This window comes from Cribrihabitans marinus, from assembly GCF_900109035.1.
GTDB lineage: Bacteria > Pseudomonadota > Alphaproteobacteria > Rhodobacterales > Rhodobacteraceae > Cribrihabitans > Cribrihabitans marinus.
This window is the reverse complement of the sequence record NZ_FNYD01000015.1, coordinates 21,317-41,294: the sequence shown is the minus strand read 5'-3', so window position 1 is coordinate 41,294 and position 19,978 is coordinate 21,317. Positions and strand designations below refer to the sequence as shown.

Annotated in this window: 21 protein-coding genes; 12 read left to right on the top strand and 9 right to left on the bottom strand. The window is 66.7% G+C overall.

Going from position 1 to position 19,978, the window contains the following annotated elements; genetic code table 11:
* Nucleotides 1–2: 2 nt before the first annotated feature.
* Together BMX57_RS18935 and BMX57_RS18930 are read right to left on the bottom strand one after the other, a co-directional pair.
* Nucleotides 3–1,421, bottom strand: coding sequence for a dihydrolipoyl dehydrogenase family protein (locus BMX57_RS18935; RefSeq protein WP_092371100.1), 1,419 nt, complete (start codon nt 1,419–1,421; stop codon nt 3–5).
* Nucleotides 1,422–1,424: 3 nt separating this feature from the next.
* Entirely contained in the window at nt 1,425–2,156 is a 732-nt protein-coding gene (locus BMX57_RS18930; RefSeq protein ID WP_092371097.1) for a TVP38/TMEM64 family protein, read from the bottom strand.
* Between the two features lie 294 nt (nt 2,157–2,450).
* Between BMX57_RS18930 and rpmH the strand changes: the two genes are divergently transcribed.
* The 12 genes from rpmH to BMX57_RS18870 all read left to right on the top strand — a co-directional run bounded on the left by rpmH (nt 2,451) and on the right by BMX57_RS18870 (nt 13,096).
* Entirely contained in the window at nt 2,451–2,585 is a 135-nt protein-coding gene (gene rpmH / locus BMX57_RS18925; protein ID WP_092371094.1) for a 50S ribosomal protein L34, read from the top strand.
* A 25-nt stretch (nt 2,586–2,610) separates the two neighbouring features.
* Complete coding sequence (gene rnpA, locus BMX57_RS18920; RefSeq protein ID WP_092371091.1) at nt 2,611–3,015, top strand: ribonuclease P protein component; 405 nt, start codon at nt 2,611–2,613, stop codon at nt 3,013–3,015.
* Nucleotides 3,016–3,105: 90 nt separating this feature from the next.
* Complete coding sequence (gene yidD / locus BMX57_RS18915) at nt 3,106–3,366, top strand: membrane protein insertion efficiency factor YidD (RefSeq protein WP_092371088.1); 261 nt, start codon at nt 3,106–3,108, stop codon at nt 3,364–3,366.
* A 55-nt stretch (nt 3,367–3,421) separates the two neighbouring features.
* On the top strand, nt 3,422–5,050 hold the full coding sequence (locus BMX57_RS18910) for an acyl-CoA dehydrogenase family protein (protein ID WP_092371085.1): 1,629 nt from the start codon (nt 3,422–3,424) through the stop codon (nt 5,048–5,050).
* 50 nt (nt 5,051–5,100) lie between these two features.
* Entirely contained in the window at nt 5,101–5,997 is an 897-nt protein-coding gene (ttcA, locus tag BMX57_RS18905; RefSeq protein WP_092371082.1) for a tRNA 2-thiocytidine(32) synthetase TtcA, read from the top strand.
* 63 nt (nt 5,998–6,060) lie between these two features.
* Nucleotides 6,061–7,602, top strand: coding sequence for a putative bifunctional diguanylate cyclase/phosphodiesterase (locus tag BMX57_RS18900; protein WP_092371079.1), 1,542 nt, complete (start codon nt 6,061–6,063; stop codon nt 7,600–7,602).
* 125 nt (nt 7,603–7,727) lie between these two features.
* Nucleotides 7,728–9,554, top strand: coding sequence for a membrane protein insertase YidC (gene yidC, locus BMX57_RS18895; RefSeq protein WP_092371076.1), 1,827 nt, complete (start codon nt 7,728–7,730; stop codon nt 9,552–9,554).
* Complete coding sequence (locus BMX57_RS18890) at nt 9,551–10,288, top strand: MOSC domain-containing protein (RefSeq protein ID WP_092371074.1); 738 nt, start codon at nt 9,551–9,553, stop codon at nt 10,286–10,288. Before yidC ends, BMX57_RS18890 begins: the two co-directional genes overlap by 4 nt.
* On the top strand, nt 10,285–10,938 hold the full coding sequence (yihA, locus tag BMX57_RS18885) for a ribosome biogenesis GTP-binding protein YihA/YsxC (RefSeq protein WP_092371071.1): 654 nt from the start codon (nt 10,285–10,287) through the stop codon (nt 10,936–10,938). Before BMX57_RS18890 ends, yihA begins: the two co-directional genes overlap by 4 nt.
* A 71-nt stretch (nt 10,939–11,009) precedes the next feature.
* A complete protein-coding gene (argB, locus tag BMX57_RS18880; protein ID WP_092371068.1) occupies nt 11,010–11,873 on the top strand; it encodes an acetylglutamate kinase in 864 nt (287 codons plus the stop codon).
* Between the two features lie 72 nt (nt 11,874–11,945).
* Nucleotides 11,946–12,599, top strand: a complete 654-nt coding sequence (locus tag BMX57_RS18875) for a ferredoxin (RefSeq protein WP_092371065.1) — start codon at nt 11,946–11,948, stop codon at nt 12,597–12,599.
* Nucleotides 12,596–13,096: a SixA phosphatase family protein gene (locus tag BMX57_RS18870; protein ID WP_092371062.1), complete on the top strand. Its 501-nt coding sequence runs from the start codon at nt 12,596–12,598 to the stop codon at nt 13,094–13,096. The genes BMX57_RS18875 and BMX57_RS18870 overlap by 4 nt, the downstream gene beginning before the upstream one ends.
* Before the next feature lie 85 nt (nt 13,097–13,181).
* Here BMX57_RS18870 and BMX57_RS18865 read toward each other — a convergent pair whose 3' ends face one another.
* The 7 genes from BMX57_RS18865 to crcB form a co-directional block, all read right to left on the bottom strand.
* On the bottom strand, nt 13,182–13,949 hold the full coding sequence (locus BMX57_RS18865) for an amino acid ABC transporter ATP-binding protein (RefSeq protein ID WP_092371059.1): 768 nt from the start codon (nt 13,947–13,949) through the stop codon (nt 13,182–13,184).
* Nucleotides 13,950–13,958: 9 nt separating this feature from the next.
* Entirely contained in the window at nt 13,959–15,251 is a 1,293-nt protein-coding gene (locus BMX57_RS18860) for an amino acid ABC transporter permease (protein ID WP_092371056.1), read from the bottom strand.
* Between the two features lie 2 nt (nt 15,252–15,253).
* A complete protein-coding gene (locus BMX57_RS18855; protein WP_092371053.1) occupies nt 15,254–16,474 on the bottom strand; it encodes an amino acid ABC transporter permease in 1,221 nt (406 codons plus the stop codon).
* A 129-nt stretch (nt 16,475–16,603) separates the two neighbouring features.
* Entirely contained in the window at nt 16,604–17,620 is a 1,017-nt protein-coding gene (locus BMX57_RS18850; RefSeq protein ID WP_092371050.1) for an amino acid ABC transporter substrate-binding protein, read from the bottom strand.
* 224 nt (nt 17,621–17,844) lie between these two features.
* Nucleotides 17,845–18,552 (bottom strand): ATP12 family chaperone protein, encoded by a 708-nt coding sequence (locus BMX57_RS18845; RefSeq protein ID WP_092371047.1) that lies wholly within the window; start codon nt 18,550–18,552, stop codon nt 17,845–17,847.
* Nucleotides 18,549–19,592 carry an RluA family pseudouridine synthase gene (locus tag BMX57_RS18840; protein ID WP_092371044.1) on the bottom strand — a complete coding sequence of 348 codons (1,044 nt, stop codon included), beginning with the start codon at nt 19,590–19,592 and terminating at the stop codon, nt 18,549–18,551. The genes BMX57_RS18845 and BMX57_RS18840 overlap by 4 nt, the downstream gene beginning before the upstream one ends.
* Nucleotides 19,589–19,969 (bottom strand): fluoride efflux transporter CrcB, encoded by a 381-nt coding sequence (gene crcB, locus BMX57_RS18835; RefSeq protein WP_092371041.1) that lies wholly within the window; start codon nt 19,967–19,969, stop codon nt 19,589–19,591. The genes BMX57_RS18840 and crcB overlap by 4 nt, the downstream gene beginning before the upstream one ends.
* Nucleotides 19,970–19,978 lie beyond the last annotated feature (9 nt).

Genomic DNA, 19,978 nt, shown 5'->3' with positions numbered 1-19,978 from the left:
GGTCAGGGGATCCAGCGCTGGACGAACCCGACCACTCGTTTCACCATCGGGCTTTCGAACAGCCGGGGCGAGAAATAGGCGCCCGCAACCCGCTTGTTCAGCTCGCCCATGGTCGGATAGGGCGCGACCATCGCCGCAACCTGGCTCATCTTGAGATTATTGGCCAGGACCAGCGACCACAAGCCGATCAATTCGCCGGCCTGGTGCCCGACGATGGTCACGCCCACCGGCCGGCCGCGCACCATCATCACCTTGGCGAATCCCGCCATCCTGCGTTCCGCCCGCGCCCGGTCGTTGCCGTCATAGTCGAACCGCGCGACCTCCAGCCGGTCGCCGTGGGTGTCGCGCGCCTGCGCCTCGGTCAGCCCGACCTGCGCCAGTTCCGGATCGGTATAGGTGGCCCAGGGGATATGCGCGGTCCTGGCCTTGGACGGCAGGCCGAACAGGATCGAGCGGATGACCACCCCAGCCTGGTAGCCGGCCGCGTGGGTGAACTGCATGCCCCCTGCAATATCCCCGATGGAATAGACCCGGCGGTTGGTGGTGCGCAGGCCGGCATCGACCTTGATCCCGGCCTTGGTCGTCTCGATGCCGGCCGCCTCCAGGTTCAGCCCTTCGGTGTTGGGCGTCCGGCCCAGCGCGACCAACAGGTGAGTACCCCTGAAGGTCCGTCCGTCCTCGGCCTCGATCTCGATCGCGCCGGCCTTGCCGCGCACAGCGGCCGCCATCGCGCCCTCGGCGATCTCGACGCCCTCGGCGCGCAGGTGGTCCAGCACCAGCGCCGCCGCTTCGGGGTCGTCCTTGCCCAGCGCGCGGGCGCCCTCGATCACCGTCACCTTGCTGCCCAGCCGCGCATGCGCCTGTGCCATCTCCATGCCGATCGGCCCGCCGCCCAGGATCAGCAGGTGCTCGGGGCGCTCGCGCCGGTCGAACAGGGTCTCGTTGGTCTCGAAGGGCACGCCGTCCAGCCCCGGGATTGGCGGCACCAGCGGCGAGGACCCGGTCGCCAGCACGATCCGCCGGGCCGCGATCACGTGGCCGCCGGCCTCGACCTCGCTGGCCGACACAAATAGGCCATGCTCGCGGATGACCCGCACGCCCAGCTCCTCGAACCGCTCCTGGCTGTCATGCGGCTCGATCCCTGCGATCACGTCGCGGACATGGTCGTTGACCGCGCCGGGATCCACCTGCGGCGCCTGGTCCGCCACGCCGAACGCCGCCGCATGCGCCTGCTGATGCGCCGCCTTGGCACTGGCCAGAAGCGCCTTGGAGGGCACACAGCCGTAGTTGAGGCAATCGCCCCCCATCCGGCCGCTTTCCAGCAAAACCACCCGCGCGCCCATCTGCACCGCGCCGGCGGCCACGGACAACCCTCCCGACCCGGCCCCGATGACCAGGATGTCGGTCTCGATCCGCTCCATGCCTCAGATCTCCTTTCGCCCGCGCAGGGCCTTGATCACCAGCGGCAGCGCCGCCAGCGCGCACAGCCCCAGGATCGGGCCGAGGATATGCGGCTCCCAGATCAGCGACAGGTCGGGCCGGCCGCCGCGGTCGAACACATCGCCCAGCCCCACGCCGATCCAGGTATAGACCAGCGCGCCCGGCACGATGCCCAGCGCCGTGGTCAACAGGAAGTTGCGATACGACACGCCCACCAGCGCCGGCAGCAGGTTGGCCACGAAGAACGGCACCGCCGGCACCAGCCGCATCAGGAAAAGCACAGGTATCTCGTTGTCGTTGAGCGCGGTCTTGAGCTGCTTGATACGGCCCTCGGACGCCTCCATCTTCGCCGCCAGCGTCTCGCCCAGCCCCCAGCGCGCGGCCAGGAAGATGGCCGAGGCCCCCACTGTCGCGGCCAGCACGTTCAGCCCGGTGCCCGCCGCCAGCCCGAACAGGAACCCGCCGGTCATGGAGGCCACAGCCGCACCGGGCAGCGAGAACGCCACGATCGCCACATAAGTGGCAACAAACAGCAGCGCCATGCCCAGGTAGTTCGCATCCCGGAACGCCAGCAGCGCTTCGCGGTTTTCGCGCAGGGTCTCGAAGGTCAGGTGATCGCGCAAGGTAAAGGCCCCGATCAGTGCCACGGCGGCGATGACCAGCAGGGGTATGTGACGCGCCGGGCTGCGGCGCGGGGCGGGTTCGGTCGTGTCCATCGGCTCTCTTGGGGTTCTGTCCACCATGCCCGCCCAAGATGCGCGCCTGTGCCGCCCACCGCCAGCCCGCTCACGGGCGCTTGATGACCGGGGCCGGTTTCGTGACGTCGGGCAGCCGCGTGACCGAAAACTGAAACCTTCCGGGGCCGGGTGGCGCATTTTGTTGCAATGCGCCGGGAAAACCGCCGCCTTGGGGTTTGACTTGCCCCCGATCCGGCGGTAGAGGACGGGCTTCGAATGAACGGGCAGGCGAATCCGCGCCGATCCCGACCGCAAGAGATTGGAGACGGAGCGATGAAGCGCACCTTTCAGCCCTCGAACCTGGTTCGCAAACGCCGCCACGGGTTCCGCGCCCGCATGGCCACCAAGGCCGGGCGCAAGATCCTCAACTCGCGCCGCGCCCGCGGCCGCAAGTCGCTGAGCGCCTGAGCGCCAGCAAAGCGATCTGACACGGATGACGCCGCCGGAGGCCCCTGGGGATGGCACTGCCAACCGCGGGGAGACGCCCCCGGCGGCGTCCGTTTGCGCGCTTGAAACCCTGCGCAACCGCTCGGATTTCCTGGCCGCCGCGCGCGCCCGGCGACAGGGAACCGCCTCGATGATGGTGCAGGCCCGCCGGCGCGGCGACGACACACCCCAGATCCGCGTGGGCTTCACCTGTTCCAAGAAGGTCGGCAACGCCGTGGCTCGCAACCGTGCCAAGCGCAGGCTGCGAGAAGCCGCCCGGGCGGTGCTGCCGGACCTGGGCCGCAGCGGCTGGGACTATGTGCTGATCGGACGGCGCGAGGCGACCGCCGAGCGGCCCTTCGACCTGCTGCTGGATGACCTGCGGCGGGCGCTGCGCAAGCTGCACGCCTGATCGGCTGCGTCCGGCTGTCCCAAAACCTGCCAGGAAACTCGCCGGTCAACGCGCTTTCCCCGCATCGCCAATCGCATTACCCTCGGTCCCATGACACCGCTCGCCCGCCTGCTTGCCCTGCCCGTCCGCGGCTATCGGCTGATCTTCAGCCCCTGGGTCGGGTTCCACTGCCGGTATCAGCCGACTTGCTCGGCCTATGCGCTGGAAGCGCTGCAGAAGCATGGAGGCGTGCGCGGGGCCTGGCTGGCGGCGCGGCGGATCGGCCGGTGCCATCCGCTGGGCGGGACCGGATATGACCCGGTGCCCGGCCGCGATGCCCCGGAGCCGGAGGTGACGGACCGTCAGCCTTGACCTGACGCCGCACCAAACCGGAAGCTGCCATTGCAGAAACCGCCCGAGGCCGCCCATGTCCACCCCGCCAAGCCGGACCGACCTGCCCACCCACGAGGTCACGAACCAGCCGCCCGAACGCGGCGATGTCGACCTTTGGGCAAGCGATCCGGTGCTGCGCGGTCTTGCCGCCCGCACGGGCGCGCAAACCGCTCCTCTGGTGGAGTATGGCCGGGCACTGGGCACCGCCGACATGCGCCAGGCCGGGCGCGACGCCAACCGCAACCCGCCCGAGCTGCGCGCCTTCGACCGGGCCGGCCGCCGGGTCGACGAGGTGCGCTTTCACCCGTCCTATCACCAGCTGATGCGGTTGGGCACGGCGGCGGGCTATTCGGCCATCGCCTGGGAAAAGGCTCCCGGCGGCCACGCGACCCATGCCGCGATGGTCTATCTGGCCAGTCAGACCGAACCCGGCCATTGCTGCCCGCTGACCATGACCTATGCGGCTCTGCCGGCGCTGGCCGCTGCGCCGGATCTCGACGCGGCCTGGCGGCCACCGTTGATGTCGCGCGACTATGACCCTGCGGCGTGTCCCGTGGCCGCCAAGCGGGGCGCCACCCTCGGTATGGCGATGACCGAGAAACAGGGCGGCTCGGACATCCGCGCCAACACCACCACGGCCATGCGGGACGGCGATGCCTGGCGGCTCAGGGGTCACAAGTGGTTCTGCTCGGCGCCGATGTCCGACGGTTTTCTCACATTGGCCCAGGCCCCGGGCGGTCTGACCTGCTTCCTGCTGCCCCGCTGGCTGGAGGACGGGCCCAACGGGCTGCACCTGATGCGGCTCAAGGACAAGCTGGGCAACCGCGCCAACGCCTCGGCCGAGGTCGAGTTCCACGACGCGCTGGCCTGGCAGATCGGAGACGAAGGCGACGGCATCCGCACGATCCTCGGGATGGTCCACCACACAAGGCTCGACACTGCGATGGCCCCGGCGGGCCTGATGCGCGCCGCCCTGGCCGAGGCGCATCACTGGACCGCCCACCGCAGCGCCTTTCAACGCCGCCTGATCGACCAGCCGCTGATGCGCGCGGTGCTGGCCGACCTGGTGCTGGACTGGGAAGGCGCGCTGACGCTGGGGATGCGTGTGGCGCAGGCCTTCGACGGCACGACCGATGGCGACCGTTCCTTTGCCCGCGTCGGGGTCGGCCTGGCGAAGTTCCTGTCCAACAAGCTCTGCCCGCGGGTCACCGTCGAGGCGATGGAGGTGCTGGGCGGCATGGGATATGTCGAGGACACGCCCCTGCCCATGCTCTACCGCGAGGCACCGCTCAACGGCATCTGGGAGGGGTCTGGCAACGTGATCTGCCTGGACATCCTGCGCAGCCTGGCGCGCGACCCGCTTGCCGCGCAGGGGGTTCAGTCCGAGCTTGAAGCCGCCACCGGCGCCGACCGCCGCTATGACGCAGCGCTGCGCGCCCATGCCGAACGCTGGCCGGACCTGCCGCCCGAGGCCGAGGCGCGCTGGTTCGCCGAACGGCTGGCGCTGTTGCTCACCGCATCGCTGCTTCTGCGTTTCGCGCCCGCCGAGGTGGCCGACGCCTATGTGGCGACCCGCATCGCGAGTACCGCCGGCCGCGTCGCCGGGGCGATCCCGCAGGGGGATGTCGGGGGCATCCTCGCCCGGCTCGTACCCGATCCGTGACGCACCGGGCCGGCCTTGCCCGGTCGCGGCAACTCTTGTAAGGCCGGTCCATGCTCGACGACAGCAACGATATCCATCCGCTCTTTGCCGGTGCGCCCTCGACCACCGAGTTCAAGAAGCTGCGCAAGCGCATCGTGCGTCAGACCCGCGAGGCGGTCGAGCAATACGGCATGATCGACGGTGGCGGCGCACGATCGGAGACCGGCGGAAAACCCAGGTGGCTGGTCTGTCTGTCCGGCGGCAAGGACAGCTATACACTGCTGGCCGCGCTGCACGAACTGCAATGGCGCGGCCTGCTCCCGGTCGACCTGCTGGCCTGCAACCTCGACCAGGGGCAACCCGGTTTCCCGGCCACGGTGTTGCCCGAGTTCCTGCAGAAGATGGGCGTACCGCACCGGATCGAGTATCAGGACACCTATTCCATCGTCGTCGACAAGGTGCCCGCCGGGCGCACCTACTGCGCGCTCTGCTCGCGGCTGCGGCGCGGCAACCTCTACCGGATCGCCCGCGAGGAAGGCTGCTCGGCCGTGGTTCTGGGCCATCACCGCGACGACATCCTCGAGACGTTCTTCATGAACCTCTTTCACGGCGGGAGGCTGGCAACGATGCCGCCGAAACTGGTCAACGAAGAGGGTGACCTCTTCGTCTATCGCCCGCTTGCCCATGTCGCCGAGGCCGATTGCGCGCGCTTTGCAGCCGCGATGAACTATCCAATCATCCCCTGCGACCTGTGCGGCAGCCAGGACGGGCTGCAGCGCCAGCAGGTCAAGCAGATCCTCGACGGCTGGGAGAGCAACAGTCCCGGCCGCCGCCAGGTCATGTTCCGCGCTCTGATGAACGCCCGGCCCTCGCATCTGCTCGATCCGAAACTCTTTGATTTCCAGGGACTTTCCCTGGAACCGGATCAAAAAGACAAAAATCCGGACGAGATTCCGCGCCTGCGTTAATCCTCCGCTCAGATCACGTGCTTACGGTCTGTTCCGCACATTGCGACTGGCCCGAGGCACCCCATGCGGACGATATCCAACCTGACGACACTGCGCGCCCGGATCCTCCCGATCCTGACTGGGCCGCCGATCCTGGCCTTCCTGCCGGCCCTGACACTGGGCGCCTTCTGGACCGGCGGCGAGGCCGCGTTGATCCTCGTCGCGCTGGGCCTTCCCCTGTTCTTCGCCCTGGCCGGCGCCCTGCAGCTGTGGCCCCCACAACGCGGCGTTCCGCGCGACGCTGTGACCGGGCTGATCCTGCGCCCCGGGTTCGAGGCTGCCCTGCAAGAGATCCACGACACCGCCATCGAGGCCGGGCTGAACTCCGCCTGTTTCATCATCGAGCTGGACGACCATGCCGAGCTGGTAGAGCGCCACGGCCCGTCGGCGGGTGACCTCGTGGCGCGCCGCAGCGGCGAGCGCATCCTGTCCGCGCTGCGCCAGGCCGACAGCGTCGCACGTCTGGGTGAGAAGCGCTTTGCGGTGTGCCTTGCGCCGGTGCAGCAGTTTGACCTGGAACTGTGCATCCAGCTTGCCGGCCGAATCCAGGCCGCGATCGAGGACGCGATCTCGCTGGACGGGATCGCGGTCTATGTCTCCTGCTCGATCGGCTTCTGCCAGTTGGGCCGCGCCAGGACGAGTGGCGGCCGGGACTGGCTGGTCGCCGCGGCAGAGGCCCTCGCAGACGCCCGCCTGCACGGCCCCTCGGCCATCCGCGCCTACTCCGCGCGAAGCGCCGGACAGGCAGAAACCCGGTCAGGTCTGCAGGGTGACATTGCCGCAGCCCTGGAAAGCGGACAGATCCAGCCGTGGTATCAGCCGCAGATTTCCACTGACACCGGCAAGATCACCGGATTCGAGGCGCTTGCGCGATGGGCCCACCCGGTGCGCGGCACGCTGGGGCCCGAGTGCTTTCTGGACCTGATCGAGGAGGCCGGGCTGACCCAGCGCCTGGGCCAGGTGATGCTCTATCACGCGCTCACCGCGCTCAAGGCCTGGGACAGCGCCGGCCTCCCGGTGCCGCGGGTGGCGGTGAATTTCGCCGCGGCCGAGCTGCGCGACCCCGGGCTGGTCGACCGCATCCGGTGGGAGCTCGACCGGTTCGACTTGCGCCCCGAGCGGCTGGCGGTCGAAATCCTGGAAACGGTGGTGGCGACCCCATCGGACGACACCATCGCCCGCAACATCGCGGGTCTCAGCGCCCTGGGCTGCGGTATCGACCTGGACGATTTCGGAACCGGCCATACCTCGATCGCATCGATTCGGCGGTTCGACATTTCCCGAATCAAGATCGATCGGTCCTTCGTGATGAAATCCGACCGCGACCCCGAGCAGCAGAAACTGATCGGCGCGATCCTCACCATGGCCGAGCGGCTCGACCTGGAAACGCTGGCCGAAGGTGTCGAGACCGTCGGCGAACACGCGCTGCTGGCCCAGTTGGGCTGCGATCATGTCCAGGGCTTTGGCATCGGCCGCCCCATGCCCTTCGACAGGACCCTGGACTGGATCAGCGCCCACGGCGCCAAGCTGCGGGAGGCGCCGCGCATCGGGCGCCAAACCGGTTGAGATCGCGGAAGAGGACCGATGCGGGCGGTTTGGCCCCGCAAAAAAAGGGCGAATCCGCTTGACCTTTGGCCCCGTCCCCTGTTGAACCCGGCCTTGTCTTTTCTTGCACAAGGTGGCTGTCTCCGATGGACGATCAGAACAAGAATCTCATACTCGCAACCGCGCTGAGTTTTCTGGTGATCCTGGTCTGGTTCGTTCTGTTTCCGCCGCCGGAACCGACCCCGCCCGCCGATGAGTCCGCCATCGGCACCAACACCGCCGACGAACCCGTGGCCGTGGCCCCGCAGGCTGCTGACGGCGCCGCACCGGCCGCCGACCAGGTCGCCGCCGAGGCTGTGGAAGACGCCCCCCGCCTGCCCATCGAGACGCCGCGCCTGACCGGATCCATCTCGCTGACCGGCGGTCGCATCGACGAGCTGTCGCTCAAGGACTACCGCGTGTCGCTGGGCAAGGACGCCGAAATCGTCGAGGTCCTCAACCCGGTCGGCAGCGGCGCCGCTTACTACGCGCTCTATGGCTGGGCGCCGGGCACCGGGCTGAACCTGGAACAGGTTCCCGGCGCGGCCACCGAGTGGCAGGTCGAGAGCGGCGAGACCCTGGGTGTGGACAGCCCGGTGACGCTGGTTTGGGACAATGGCAACGGGCTGACTTTCCGCCGCACCATCGCCGTCGACGCGGATTTCATGTTCACCGTCACGCAATCGGTTCAGAATACCGGCGGCGGCGCAGCCGCTGTTGCCCCCTACGGCATCCTGGCCCGCCACGGCATCGGCGAGGATGCCGATCTGCCCGGCCTCAAGAACTTCTTCATCCTGCATGAAGGCGCGGTCGGCATGACCGATGGCAGCCTGTCCGAGATCGATTACGGCGACATGCGCGATTTCGACGTGAATGCCGAGGAGCGCGCCCAGGCCGAAGTGTTCCAAGTCCAGGAAAGCGGCTGGATCGGGTTCACCGACCATTACTGGATGACCACGCTCATCCCCGAACCCGGCACCCCGTTCAAGGCCGCGGCCAAATACGACGACCGGCGCAAGATCTACCAGACCGAGACCGTCCTGCCGACCATGACCGTCGAGCCGGGCGAAACCGCGCAGGTCCAAACCCGCCTGTTCGCCGGCGCCAAGGAATGGGAAACGATCCGCGAATACCAGCGCTCGGGCGTCGCCGGGTTCATCGACAGCATCGACTGGGGCTGGTTCTTCTTCCTGACCAAGCCGATCTTCTGGCTGCTGCACAACCTCAACCAGCTGATCGGCAACATGGGCTGGTCGATCATCGGCCTGACCCTGATCATCAAGGCGATCGTCTTCCCGCTGGCCTACAAGTCCTACGTCTCGATGGCCAAGATGAAGGAGCTTCAGCCGCAGATGGAGGCCCTGAAGGAGGCCGCCGGCGACGACCGCCAGAAGATGCAGCAGGGCATGATGGAGCTCTACAAGAAGGAGAAGGTGAACCCCGCCGCCGGCTGCCTGCCGATCCTTCTGCAGATCCCGATCTTCTTCTCGCTCTACAAGGTGATCTTCGTCACCATCGAACTGCGCCATGCCCCCTGGTTCGGCCCGTTCCGCGACCTCAGCGCGCCGGACCCGACCTCGATCATGAACTTTTTCGGCTGGGCACCCTGGCCGGGGCCCGAGCCGGGCTCGATCGTGGCGCTTATTTTCATCGGCATCCTGCCGCTGCTGCTGGGTATCTCGATGTGGCTGCAGCAGAAGCTGAACCCGGCGCCGACCGACGCGACCCAGGCGATGATCTTTGCCTGGATGCCTTGGGTGTTCATGTTCATGCTGGGCAGCTTTGCCAGCGGGCTTGTGGTCTACTGGATCGCGAACAACACGATCACCTTCATCCAGCAATACGCGATCATGCGCAGCCAGGGCTATACGCCGGACGTGTTCGGCAACATCCGCTCCAGCTTCAAGCGCGGGCCGAAACCGGACGAGAAATGACCGGCAGCGTCGTCAGCCTGTGGCGCCACCCGATCAAGAGCCACGGGCGCGAGGCGCTTGACCGGGTCACGCTGGAGGCCGGGCAGACCATGCCCGGCGACCGGATCTGGGCGGTCGCGCACGAGGCCTCGCGGGCCGATGGCAGCGAATGGGTGCCCTGTGCCAATTTCAGCCGCGTCGCCAAGGCACCGCAACTGATGGCGATCACCGCGCGGCTGGACGGCGACCGCGTCGCCCTGTCCCATCCCGACCGCCCCGATCTGAGCTTTGAGCCCGACGGAGATCCGGCCGGTTTTCTGGACTGGGTGCGCCCGCTGACGCCGCCCGAACGCGCAGCCTCGGCGCGGATCCTCCGGGTTCCGGGGCGCGGCATGACCGACAGCGACTTCCCGTCAGTGACACTGTGCAACATGGCCTCGCACCGGGCTGTCGAGCAGAAGCTAGGCCGCACGCTGTCGATCCACCGCTGGCGCGGCAACATCTGGATCGACGACCTGGCCCCGTGGGAGGAGTTCGACTGGCTGGACCGGCAGGTGCAGGTCGGCGAGGCGATCCTGCACGTGCGCGAACGCACCGACCGCTGCGCCGCGACCAGTGCCAATCCCGAAACCGGCCGGCGCGATGCCGACACGCTAGGCGCGTTGGAAACCTGGGGGCATACCGATTTCTCGGTCCGCGCCGAAGTGGTGCAGGGCGGCGCGATCGGCATCGGTGACACGGTGCGCCCGGCATGAACGATCTGCCCTTTCCCCTCGCCGAGACACCGGACGACCACGCGGCCGAGCGCGGCCGCAAGCTGTTCGCCGGGGCGTCGGAATTCGTCAAGGGCGTTGTCGCCATGTCCGGCCTGCCCGCGCCCGACCGTTTGGAGGTCTGTTTTGCCGGCCGGTCCAATGTCGGCAAGTCCAGCCTGATCAACGCGCTGACCGGCACCAAGGCGCTTGCCCGGGCCTCGAACACGCCGGGGCGGACTCAGGAGATCAACTTCTTCACCCAGGGGCCGGATCTCTATCTGGTGGACCTGCCCGGCTATGGCTATGCCAACGCGCCGCTCAAGGTCGTCGAGAAGTGGCAGAAGCTGTTGAAGCAATACCTGTCGGGCCGCCAAACCCTGCGCCGCGCCTTCGTGCTGATCGACGCGCGGCACGGCATCAAGCCGGTGGATGACGAGATCATGCGGCTGCTGGACACCAGCGCGGTCACGTTCCAATGCGTTCTGACCAAGGCCGACAAGGTCAAGGCCGCCGAACGCGACAAGATCCTGACCCAGGTGCGGGCCGGATTGGCCAAGCACCCCGCCGCCTTCCCCGAGATCCTTCTGACCTCGGCGGAAAAGGGCGACGGGATCGCCACGCTGCGGTCGATCATCGCGGGTCTGGAATAGCCCGGGCACGGCAATCCCTTGGCAGCGGCGGGCAAAACGCCTAACAGGTTGCGACACAGGGATATCGAGCGATGAAGACACGAGCCATGAACCGCGACTGGATTGCCACTGCCGCCACACTCAGCAGCGCCCTGCCCTATCTGCAGCGCTATGACGGTGCCATCGTGGTGATCAAGCTGGGCGGCCACGCCATGGGCTCGGACGACGCGATGGAGAGCTTTGCCCGCGACGTCGTGCTGCTGCGGCAGGTGGGCGTGAACCCGGTCGTGGTGCATGGCGGCGGGCCGATGATCAACGCGATGCTGGACAAGCTGCAGATCCGGTCGGACTTCGTGGGCGGCAAGAGGGTCACCGACGCGGCCACGGTCGAGGTGGTCGAGATGGTCCTGTCCGGTGTCGTCAACAAGCGCATCGTGCAGGCGATCAACGGCCAGGGCGGCCGCGCCGTGGGCCTGTCGGGCAAGGATGCCAACCTGATGGTCTGCGACCAGGCCGATGCGGCCCTCGGATTTGTCGGCACCCCGGCGCAGATGAATCCCCGGTTGTTACACGACCTGTTCACCAATGACGTGATCCCGGTCATCGCCCCGCTGGGCGCGGGCCGCAACGGCGAGACGCTCAACGTCAACGGCGACACGGCGGCCGGCGCCATCGCCGCAGCGCTCAAAGCTGATCGCCTGTTGCTGCTGACCGATGTGTCGGGGGTCAAGAACGCGGCGGGCGAGGTCGTCACCGAGCTGAAGGCGGGCCAGATCCGCGAGATGACCCGCGACGGCACCATTGCCGGCGGAATGATCCCCAAGACCGAGACGGCGCTGGACGCCCTGCATGGCGGGGTGCGGGCCGCCGTGATCCTGGACGGGCGGGCGCCCAACGCGGTGCTGCTGGAGCTGTTCACCGAGCATGGCGCGGGTTCGATCATCCGTCCGGATTGATCGGCGCGCGCTTGCCGCGCCGGGACACATGGTCGACTGTACGGGCATGGATCCGTCAGCAGGGGCCCGCCAATGACCTACGAAGACCTGGAACGCGCGGCCGGCGCGAGCGGCCTGCTGGTCATGGGCGCGCTGCACCCGCGCCGGTGCGGTGCCGCGCAGCTGACCGACGGAACCTTGATCCTGCTCGGGGCGGGTCCGGCCTTCTGGCCCGCCTTCACGACCGCCCCCGAGGCGCGCGACGGCGCGCCCGACCCGATCGACCGCTGGTCGCGGCGCGTGGTGGGCGGGCTGGCCGCGCAATACGGGGCCGAGGCGCATTTCCCCTTCGGCGGGCCGCCGTATGCACCGTTCATCGACTGGGCCCTGAAATCCGGCCGCGCCTTCCTGAGCCCGACCGGCATGATGGTGCATGACACGGTCGGGCTGATGATATCGTTTCGCGGCGCCCTGCATTTCGGGCAGGAATTCGACCTGCCACCGTTGCACGCCCGATCCCCTTGCACGGGTTGCCCGGCGCCCTGCCTGACGGCCTGTCCGGTCGAGGCTCTGCGCCGCGATGCGCCCTATGATCTGGCGGCCTGCCATTCTTTTCTGGACAGCCCCGCCGGTGCGGATTGTATGATGAAAGGGTGCGCTGCACGCCGGGCCTGCCCGCTCAGCGCGGGTGCAGGCCGGACGGACGCGCAATCCGCCCTGCATATGAAGGCCTTTCATCCATCATGACCCGCACTCTCATCCTGACCCGCCATGCCAAATCCAGCTGGGACACCCCCGGACAGCCTGACCATGAACGCCCGCTGAACAAGCGTGGCCGCGCCTCGGCCGAGGCGATCGGCCGATGGCTCGACGCCAAGGGCCTGAGACCCGACCTGGTCCTGTGTTCCGCCGCTGTCCGCACCCGCGAGACCTGGGACCGGATGAAGCTGGAGGCCGGCGAGGAGCGGTTCACCGACCTGCTCTATCACGTCACCGCCAACCAGATGCTGCGGGCGCTCAACGCGGCCCAGGGGCGGACCGTGCTGATGCTGGGCCACAATCCGGGCCTTGCGGATTTCGCCGCGTCACTGGTGGCCGAGCCCCCCGAGCATGCCCGGTTCGAGGACTACCCGACCGGGGCAACCCTGGTGCTGGACTTCGACACTGACGACTGGAAGCGCGTGGCCTGGCACATGGGCCAGGTACGCGAGTTCGTTCTGCCGCGAGAGTTGCTGGAAGACTGAACCACCCCGGCGGCCCGCCACGGCCAGAGCAGAGAAACGGCCCCCGGTTCACAAACCGGGGGCCGCCTTTTTGGAACCGGTGCCTTCAGTGCCCGAGGATCTGGCTGAGGAACAGCTTGGTCCTGTCGCTCTGCGGGTTGTTGAAGAACTCTTCGGGTTCGTTCTGTTCCACGATCTGACCTTCGTCCATGAAGATCACCCGGTTCGCCACCTGCCGGGCAAAGCCCATCTCGTGGGTCACGCAGAGCATCGTCATACCTTCCTCGGCCAGCTCGATCATGGTGTCGAGCACTTCCTTGATCATCTCGGGATCGAGCGCCGAAGTCGGTTCGTCGAACAGCATGATCCGCGGCTTCATGCACAGCGACCGGGCAATGGCCACCCGCTGCTGCTGGCCACCCGAAAGCTGACCGGGATACTTGTCGGCCTGCTCCGGGATTTTCACTTTCTCCAGGAAATGCATCGCCGTTTCCTCGGCCTCGCGCTTGGGCGTCTTGCGCACCCAGATCGGCGCCAGCGTGCAGTTTTCCAGGATCGTCAGATGCGGGAACAGGTTGAAGTGCTGGAAACACATCCCGACCTCGGACCGGATCTTGTCGATGTTCTTCAGATCCGAGGACAGCACAGTGCCGTCCACCTCGATCAACCCCTGCTGGTGCTCTTCCAGCGCGTTGATGCAGCGGATCAGCGTGGACTTGCCCGAGCCCGAGGGGCCGCAGATCACGATGCGCTCGCCCTGATAGACGGTCAGGTTGATGTCGCGCAGCACGTGAAAGCTGCCGAACCACTTGTTCATGCCCTGGATGGTGATCGCGACCTCGTCGGACACTTTCATTTGTGCAGTTTCAGCCATTGCGGCCTCCTAGCGATGGTCGGTCTGAAGACGGCGCTCCAGCCATTGTGAGTATTGCGAGATGCTGTAGCAGACGACGAAGAACAGCAGCGAAGCGAACAGGAACAGTTCCCAGTAGACGCCGTTCCAGTCAGTCGAGGCCAGGATCGGCCCGCGGATCATGCCCACAAGATCGAACATCGAGATGACCGAGACCAGTGTGGTGTCCTTGAACAGCCCTACCGACACGTTGACGATGCCGGGGATCGAGATCTTCAGCGCCTGCGGCAGGATGATCAGCCGCATCGCCTGCGCATAGTCGAGCCCGAGGCTGTCGGCGGCCTCGTACTGCCCCTTGGGCAGCGCGGCCAGACCGCCCCGGATGACCTCGGCGATATAGGCCGAGGCGAACATGGTGATCATGATGATGACACGCAGGATCAGGTCGAAGGACGTGCCGGGCGGCAGGAAATAGGCCAGCACCACGTTGGCGACGAACAGCAAGGTGATCAGCGGCACGCCGCGGATGAACTCGATGAAAACCACGCAGATCCACTTGATGATCGGCATGTCCGACTGCCGCCCCAGCGCCAGCACGATGCCGATGGGCAGCGACAGCGAGACACAGACCGTGCCCAGGATCATGTTCAGCATGAAGCCGCCCATGTCCCGCGACTGCACCGCCTCCAGCGCCGGGGTCTCGGACGCCAGAAGGTCGGTCAGGAAACCGCCCAGCCACCACGACACCAGCGCAGCCGCGATACCGCTGAAAAACGCAGTTGCAAAGCTGTTCCGAACCAGCCGCGAATAGACCACATAGCCGACGACAAAGCCCAGAAGCGCAAAAATCGGGGTCCAGATCGTGCCGCCCCAGATCAGGTAGAAGGCGATGAACGGGTAGAGGCCGGTGAAGATCAGCATCTTGCGCGGCAGGTCGAAGAACAGGACGGGCGCCGCGGCGACGATCAGAAGGACGAAGGCCAGCGTCGGACGCCAATACTGCTCGGACGGGTATTTGAACCCGAACAGCAACTGGTTCCATCGGTCCGTCAGGACCGAGAAACACGCGCCGGTCGTGCCATCCAGGATCTCGCGGCACTCCGCCAGGCTGTCGGTGTTCCAGATCCCGTTGAGCAGCCAGGGCAGCGTATCGCTGGCCAGTTTGTAGATGAAGATCAGCGACAGCACCGTCAGCAGCGTGTTCAGCCAGCCCGAGAACAGGTTCTCGCGCAGCCACTTGACGATACCCTGTTCGGTTGCCGGCGGCGGCAGTTGCGGCAGCGGCTCGGTGCGTACGAAGGAGACTGAGAGATGCTCTTCCATTATCAGCGCTCCTTCAGCCGGATCGACTTGTTATAGACGTTCATGACCGCCGAGATGCCCAGCGAGATCAGCAGGTAGAAGAGCATCAGCAGCAGAACCGTCTCGATCGCCCGCCCGGTCTGGTTCAGCGTGATGCCGCCCAGCGTGCCGGTGACGTCCATGTAGCCCACGGCGATGGCCAGCGAGCTGTTCTTGGTGATGTTGAGGTAGTTCGAGATCAGCGGCGGGATGATGACCCGCAGCGCCTGCGGCAGGATCACCAGGTTCATGATCCGCCCCGGGCGCATGCCCAGAGAGGCCGCGGCTTCGGTCTGGCCCTTCGAGATCGCCTGGATGCCGGCGCGCACGTTCTCGGCGATGAAGGCCCCGGTATAGATCGCCAGCGCGAACCACAGCGCGATCAGCGAGCCCAGGATGGTAACGCCGCCCTGCAGGTTGAACCGGTTCGCCAGCGGGTCGGGCCGGTCCAGCGTGATCGGCTGACCCAGCAGGTAGAAGGCGATGATCGTCGGCAGGATCAGGATGGCCAGAGACGGCCAGCCCATCGGCAGCAGCTTGCCGGTGTCGTAGAGCAGTTTGGTGGCATAGCGGCGATAGGCGATTACCCCGAAGACCGACGCGATGAAGACACCGAGCACGGCCCAGCCCAGCGGCTGAAACACCGGCAGCGGCATGACGATCCCGCGATTGGTGAAGGCGAAGAGGCCCAGGAACAGGTCGCGCTCCGGGTCCTCGCCCAGATAGACGCGCGCCGAAGGCAGCGCGGCGGTCATGATGAAGAAGATGATCAGGATCCAGATCAGCACCGGAACGTTCCGGAACGCCTCGACATAGATCGCCATCAGCTTGCGCACGATCCAGTTCTTCGACAGGCGCAGGACACCGGCGATCACGCCGAAGATGGTCGCCGTCACACAGGCCAGGAAAGCCACAATCAGGGTGTTGATGATCCCCACGATCGAGGCGCGCAGATGGGTCGACTGGCTGGTGTATTCGATCGGCCGCTGGTTGATGTCGTACCCGGCCGGTTCGCCCAGGAACCCGTACGAGATGTTCAGACCGGCGGCCCGCAGGTTGGTGATCAGGTTGCTTCCCAGATAGGCGAAGGCCGCGATCAGCAACAGCAAGGCGATGAATTGAAAGGTTAGGCTGCGATACCGCGTGTCGTTGAGCAGCATCGACAGGCGAAACTGCTCCTTCGGCGGGTCAGTGATTGTGGTCATGACCTATGGTTTTCCCCGTTTCGACCCGGACGGTTCCGCGGCAGGGTTGATCCCTGCTCCCGCTCGCCGGGCCTTCTTATCGTTGATGCAAAAAGGGCGCAGGTTGCCCTGCGCCCCTTGCATGAGGTTTTACCGGAACGGCGGCGAGTACAGCAGCCCGCCATCGGTCCACTGCGCGTTCAGGCCGCGCGCCAGGCCGATCGGAGTGTCCTCGCCGATGTTCTTGGCGAAGATCTCACCATAGTTGCCGTTGGTCTTGATGGCGCGCATGGCCCACTCGGCGTCCAGACCCAGCATCTCGCCCAAGGTACCTTCGGTGCCCAGCAGACGGTTGATTTCCGGGTTGTCGGTGCCGGCGGCCATCTCGTCGATATTGGTCGACGTGACGCCCAGCTCTTCGGCCGAGATCAGCGCGTTCAGGGTCCAGCGGACCACATCGCCCCACTCGTTGTCGCCGTGACGGACCAGCGGGCCCAGCGGCTCTTTCGAGATGATCTCGGGCAGCAGGACGTGATCGCCCGGGTTTTCGAACGTGGCGCGGGTTGCGGCCAGGCCCGAAGCGTCGGTGGTGTAGACGTCACAGGCGCCCGCCAGGTACTGCTGCTGCGCTTCGGCATTGGTCTCGATCGGGACCGGCTCGTAGCTGATGTTGTTCGAGCGGAAGAAATCCGCCAGGTTCAGCTCGGTCGTGGTGCCGGTCTGGATGCAGACCGTCGCGCCGTCGAGTTCCTTGGCCGAGCTCACGCCCAGCTCCTTGGGGATCATGAACCCCTGGCCGTCATAGTAGTTCACGCCGACGAATTCGAACTTGAGGTCGACGTCGCGGCTGAAGGTCCAGGTCGTGTTGCGGGCCAGCATGTCGATCTCGCCCGAGGCCAGCGCGGTGAACCGCGTCTTGCCGGTCGTCGGCACGAATTCGACCGCCGATGCGTCGCCCAGAACCGCGGCTGCCACGGCGCGGCACACGGCCACGTCGAACCCATTCCATTCCCCGTTGGAATCCGGTGCCGCAAAGCCGACCAGGCCGGTTGTCACACCGCAGTTCAGCGTGCCACGGGCCTTGACGTCGTCCATCGTTCCGGCCGCGGCTGCTCCAGCTGCCAGGCCGGCCACGGTGAGCGCGCCCAAAAATACGGATTTCTTCATTTTTACCTCTTCCTGATGTTCCGCCCATCGAGACGGTTCGGCCGTTGTTTTACGGCCGGTTCGATTACCGAAACGCACATTGGCGCTTCAATGCGCCCGAGTTTGGTCGCATAAGCCGACAAAGGTCAAGTCACCTATCATGAAAACAAGGGCTGCCGGAGGCTTCCGCTAGGGCAGCGCGCGCATGGCGCGCTTTCACTGACCGGAAAACTCCCGCGAGAGGGTCAACCGGCCAGGTCGTAGAACCGTTTAGCGTGCATGAACGCCTTGCCCTTTCGCTCTGCGAGGGTGCGGGCCTCGTCATCGACGCCCCAGATCTCCTCCTGCCAAAGCTCGTCCAGGCGCGACAATTGCCAGATCGCCTCGGGGCGATCCCAGTCCAGCGCGGCGGCAAATCCAAGGATCAGCGACCCCGACATGCTGACGAGATCGTGAAACGCCGCCAGGTGATACGGGCTCATCGCGTGGACCCGGCGGCCAAGTGCGGCCAGCGCGCGCGGATCTTGTGGACGGTGAATCACGCCCGCGGCCGGCAGCAACCGGGCGCTCAGCTCGGTTTCCGCCCAGTCCAGCGGCGGATCCCAAGCCGCGGACTGGCGCGCGACCAGTTCGTCGGGGTGATCGGCGCGATAGCACAGCAGGTCCGAATCACCATAGGCGGCCAGCATCTCGGCGACCTCGGCATGTTGCGGCCGGACCTTGTCGATTGCGGCATTGGCCGAGCGGGTGACGGGCATGGACTCGGGGTCGACCACCTTGCCCTGCGCATCCCATTCCGCGGCCACCGCCTCGGCCATCGCGCGGGTCGGAAGCACCAGCAGCGCCTTGGCCGGGGTTCGAACAGGGCGGCCGTCCAAGGCGACGGAATGGCCGTCAGCGTCCGCCACCACGGTTGCCTCTTTCCAGAACCGCTTGGGCTTCCAGTCGCTCATTGCAGCGCCTCGAACGGGTCGTTCGCAGCCAGATCCTCGGTCCAGCCCAGCGTGTTCCAGCTGTCTTTCATGTGCTGCGGCAGCGGCGCGGTGATTGTAACAGTGCGCCCGGTTTCGGGATGCTTGAACGATATGCTGCGGGCGTGAAGGTGAAGTTTCTTGCTGATGATGCCGCCCAGCTGGGCGCCCCAGCCGTCGCCCATGTTCTCCTGGCTCGACCCGCCGTATTTCCCGTCGCCGATGATCGGATGCCCCATCCCGGCCATGTGCACGCGCAGCTGATGGGTCCGGCCCGTGACCGGCTCCATCGCCACCCAGGACGCGCGCCCGGCCACCCGGAACAGCGTGGCATAGAGCGTGTGCGCCCGTTTCGCCCCCGGCATGTCCGACACCTCGGAGGTGCGGATCGCGATCATCTTCTCGCCTTCGCCCTTGGCGCCGTGGCCCGCAGCCTTGACCAGCCCGGTCTTGATCTCGCCCAGATAGGGCGTCGGCACGCCGGCCACCAGAGCCCAGTAGATCTTGCGCGTGTCGCGGTGGCGGAAGGCGGCGGTCAGCGCCCGCGCGGCCTCGCGGGTTCGGCCCATCAGCAGCACGCCCGAGGTGTCCTTGTCGAGCCGGTGGACCAGTCGCGGCGCCTCGTCCAGATCGAAGCACAGCGCCTCGGCCAGCCCGTCCACATGCCGGGTCTGGGCGCTGCCGCCCTGCACGGCCAGGCCTGGCGGCTTGTTCAGCGCGATCACGTGATCGTCGCGATAGATCACGCAGTCGCGGATCATCTTCGCATCCGCCGCGCTGGGTGCGGCCGGCTTGGGCGCGGGCGCCGCACCCGGTTCGGGCAGGGGCGGCACGCGCACCGCCTGCCCCACCTCCAGCCGCGTCGAGGCCTTGACCCGGCCGCCATCCACCCGCAGCTCGCCCTTGCGGCACATCTTCTCGATGCGGCCCTGCGGCACATGCGGAAACTGCCGGCGCAGCCAGCGGTCCAGCCGCTGGTCGCCATCGCCCTCGGCCACGGTAATCGTCTGCACACCGCTCATGCCCAAATCCCCCGTGCAATCACCAAACCGGCCATCAGCCCGCCGATCGACAGGATCACCGACGCCCCGACATAAAGTGCCGCCTGCCCCACCGCCCCGCGTTCATAAAGCGTCACCGCTTCCAGCGAGAAGGCCGAAAAGGTGGTGAACCCTCCCAGGATCCCGGTCATCACCAGCGGGCTCAGATGCGTCAGCCCGCGATGCGCCGCCGCCACCACGAAGACGCCCATCAGGAACGAGCCCAGCACGTTCACGGCAAGGATCGCCACCGGGAACGGCTGATGGCCTATCATTCGCAGGATGCCCAGCCCGGCGAGATAGCGCAGCGATGCGCCCAGAGCGCCGCCAAGCGCCACGTGGAGAAGCGAAGAAAACATGGCGTCCCT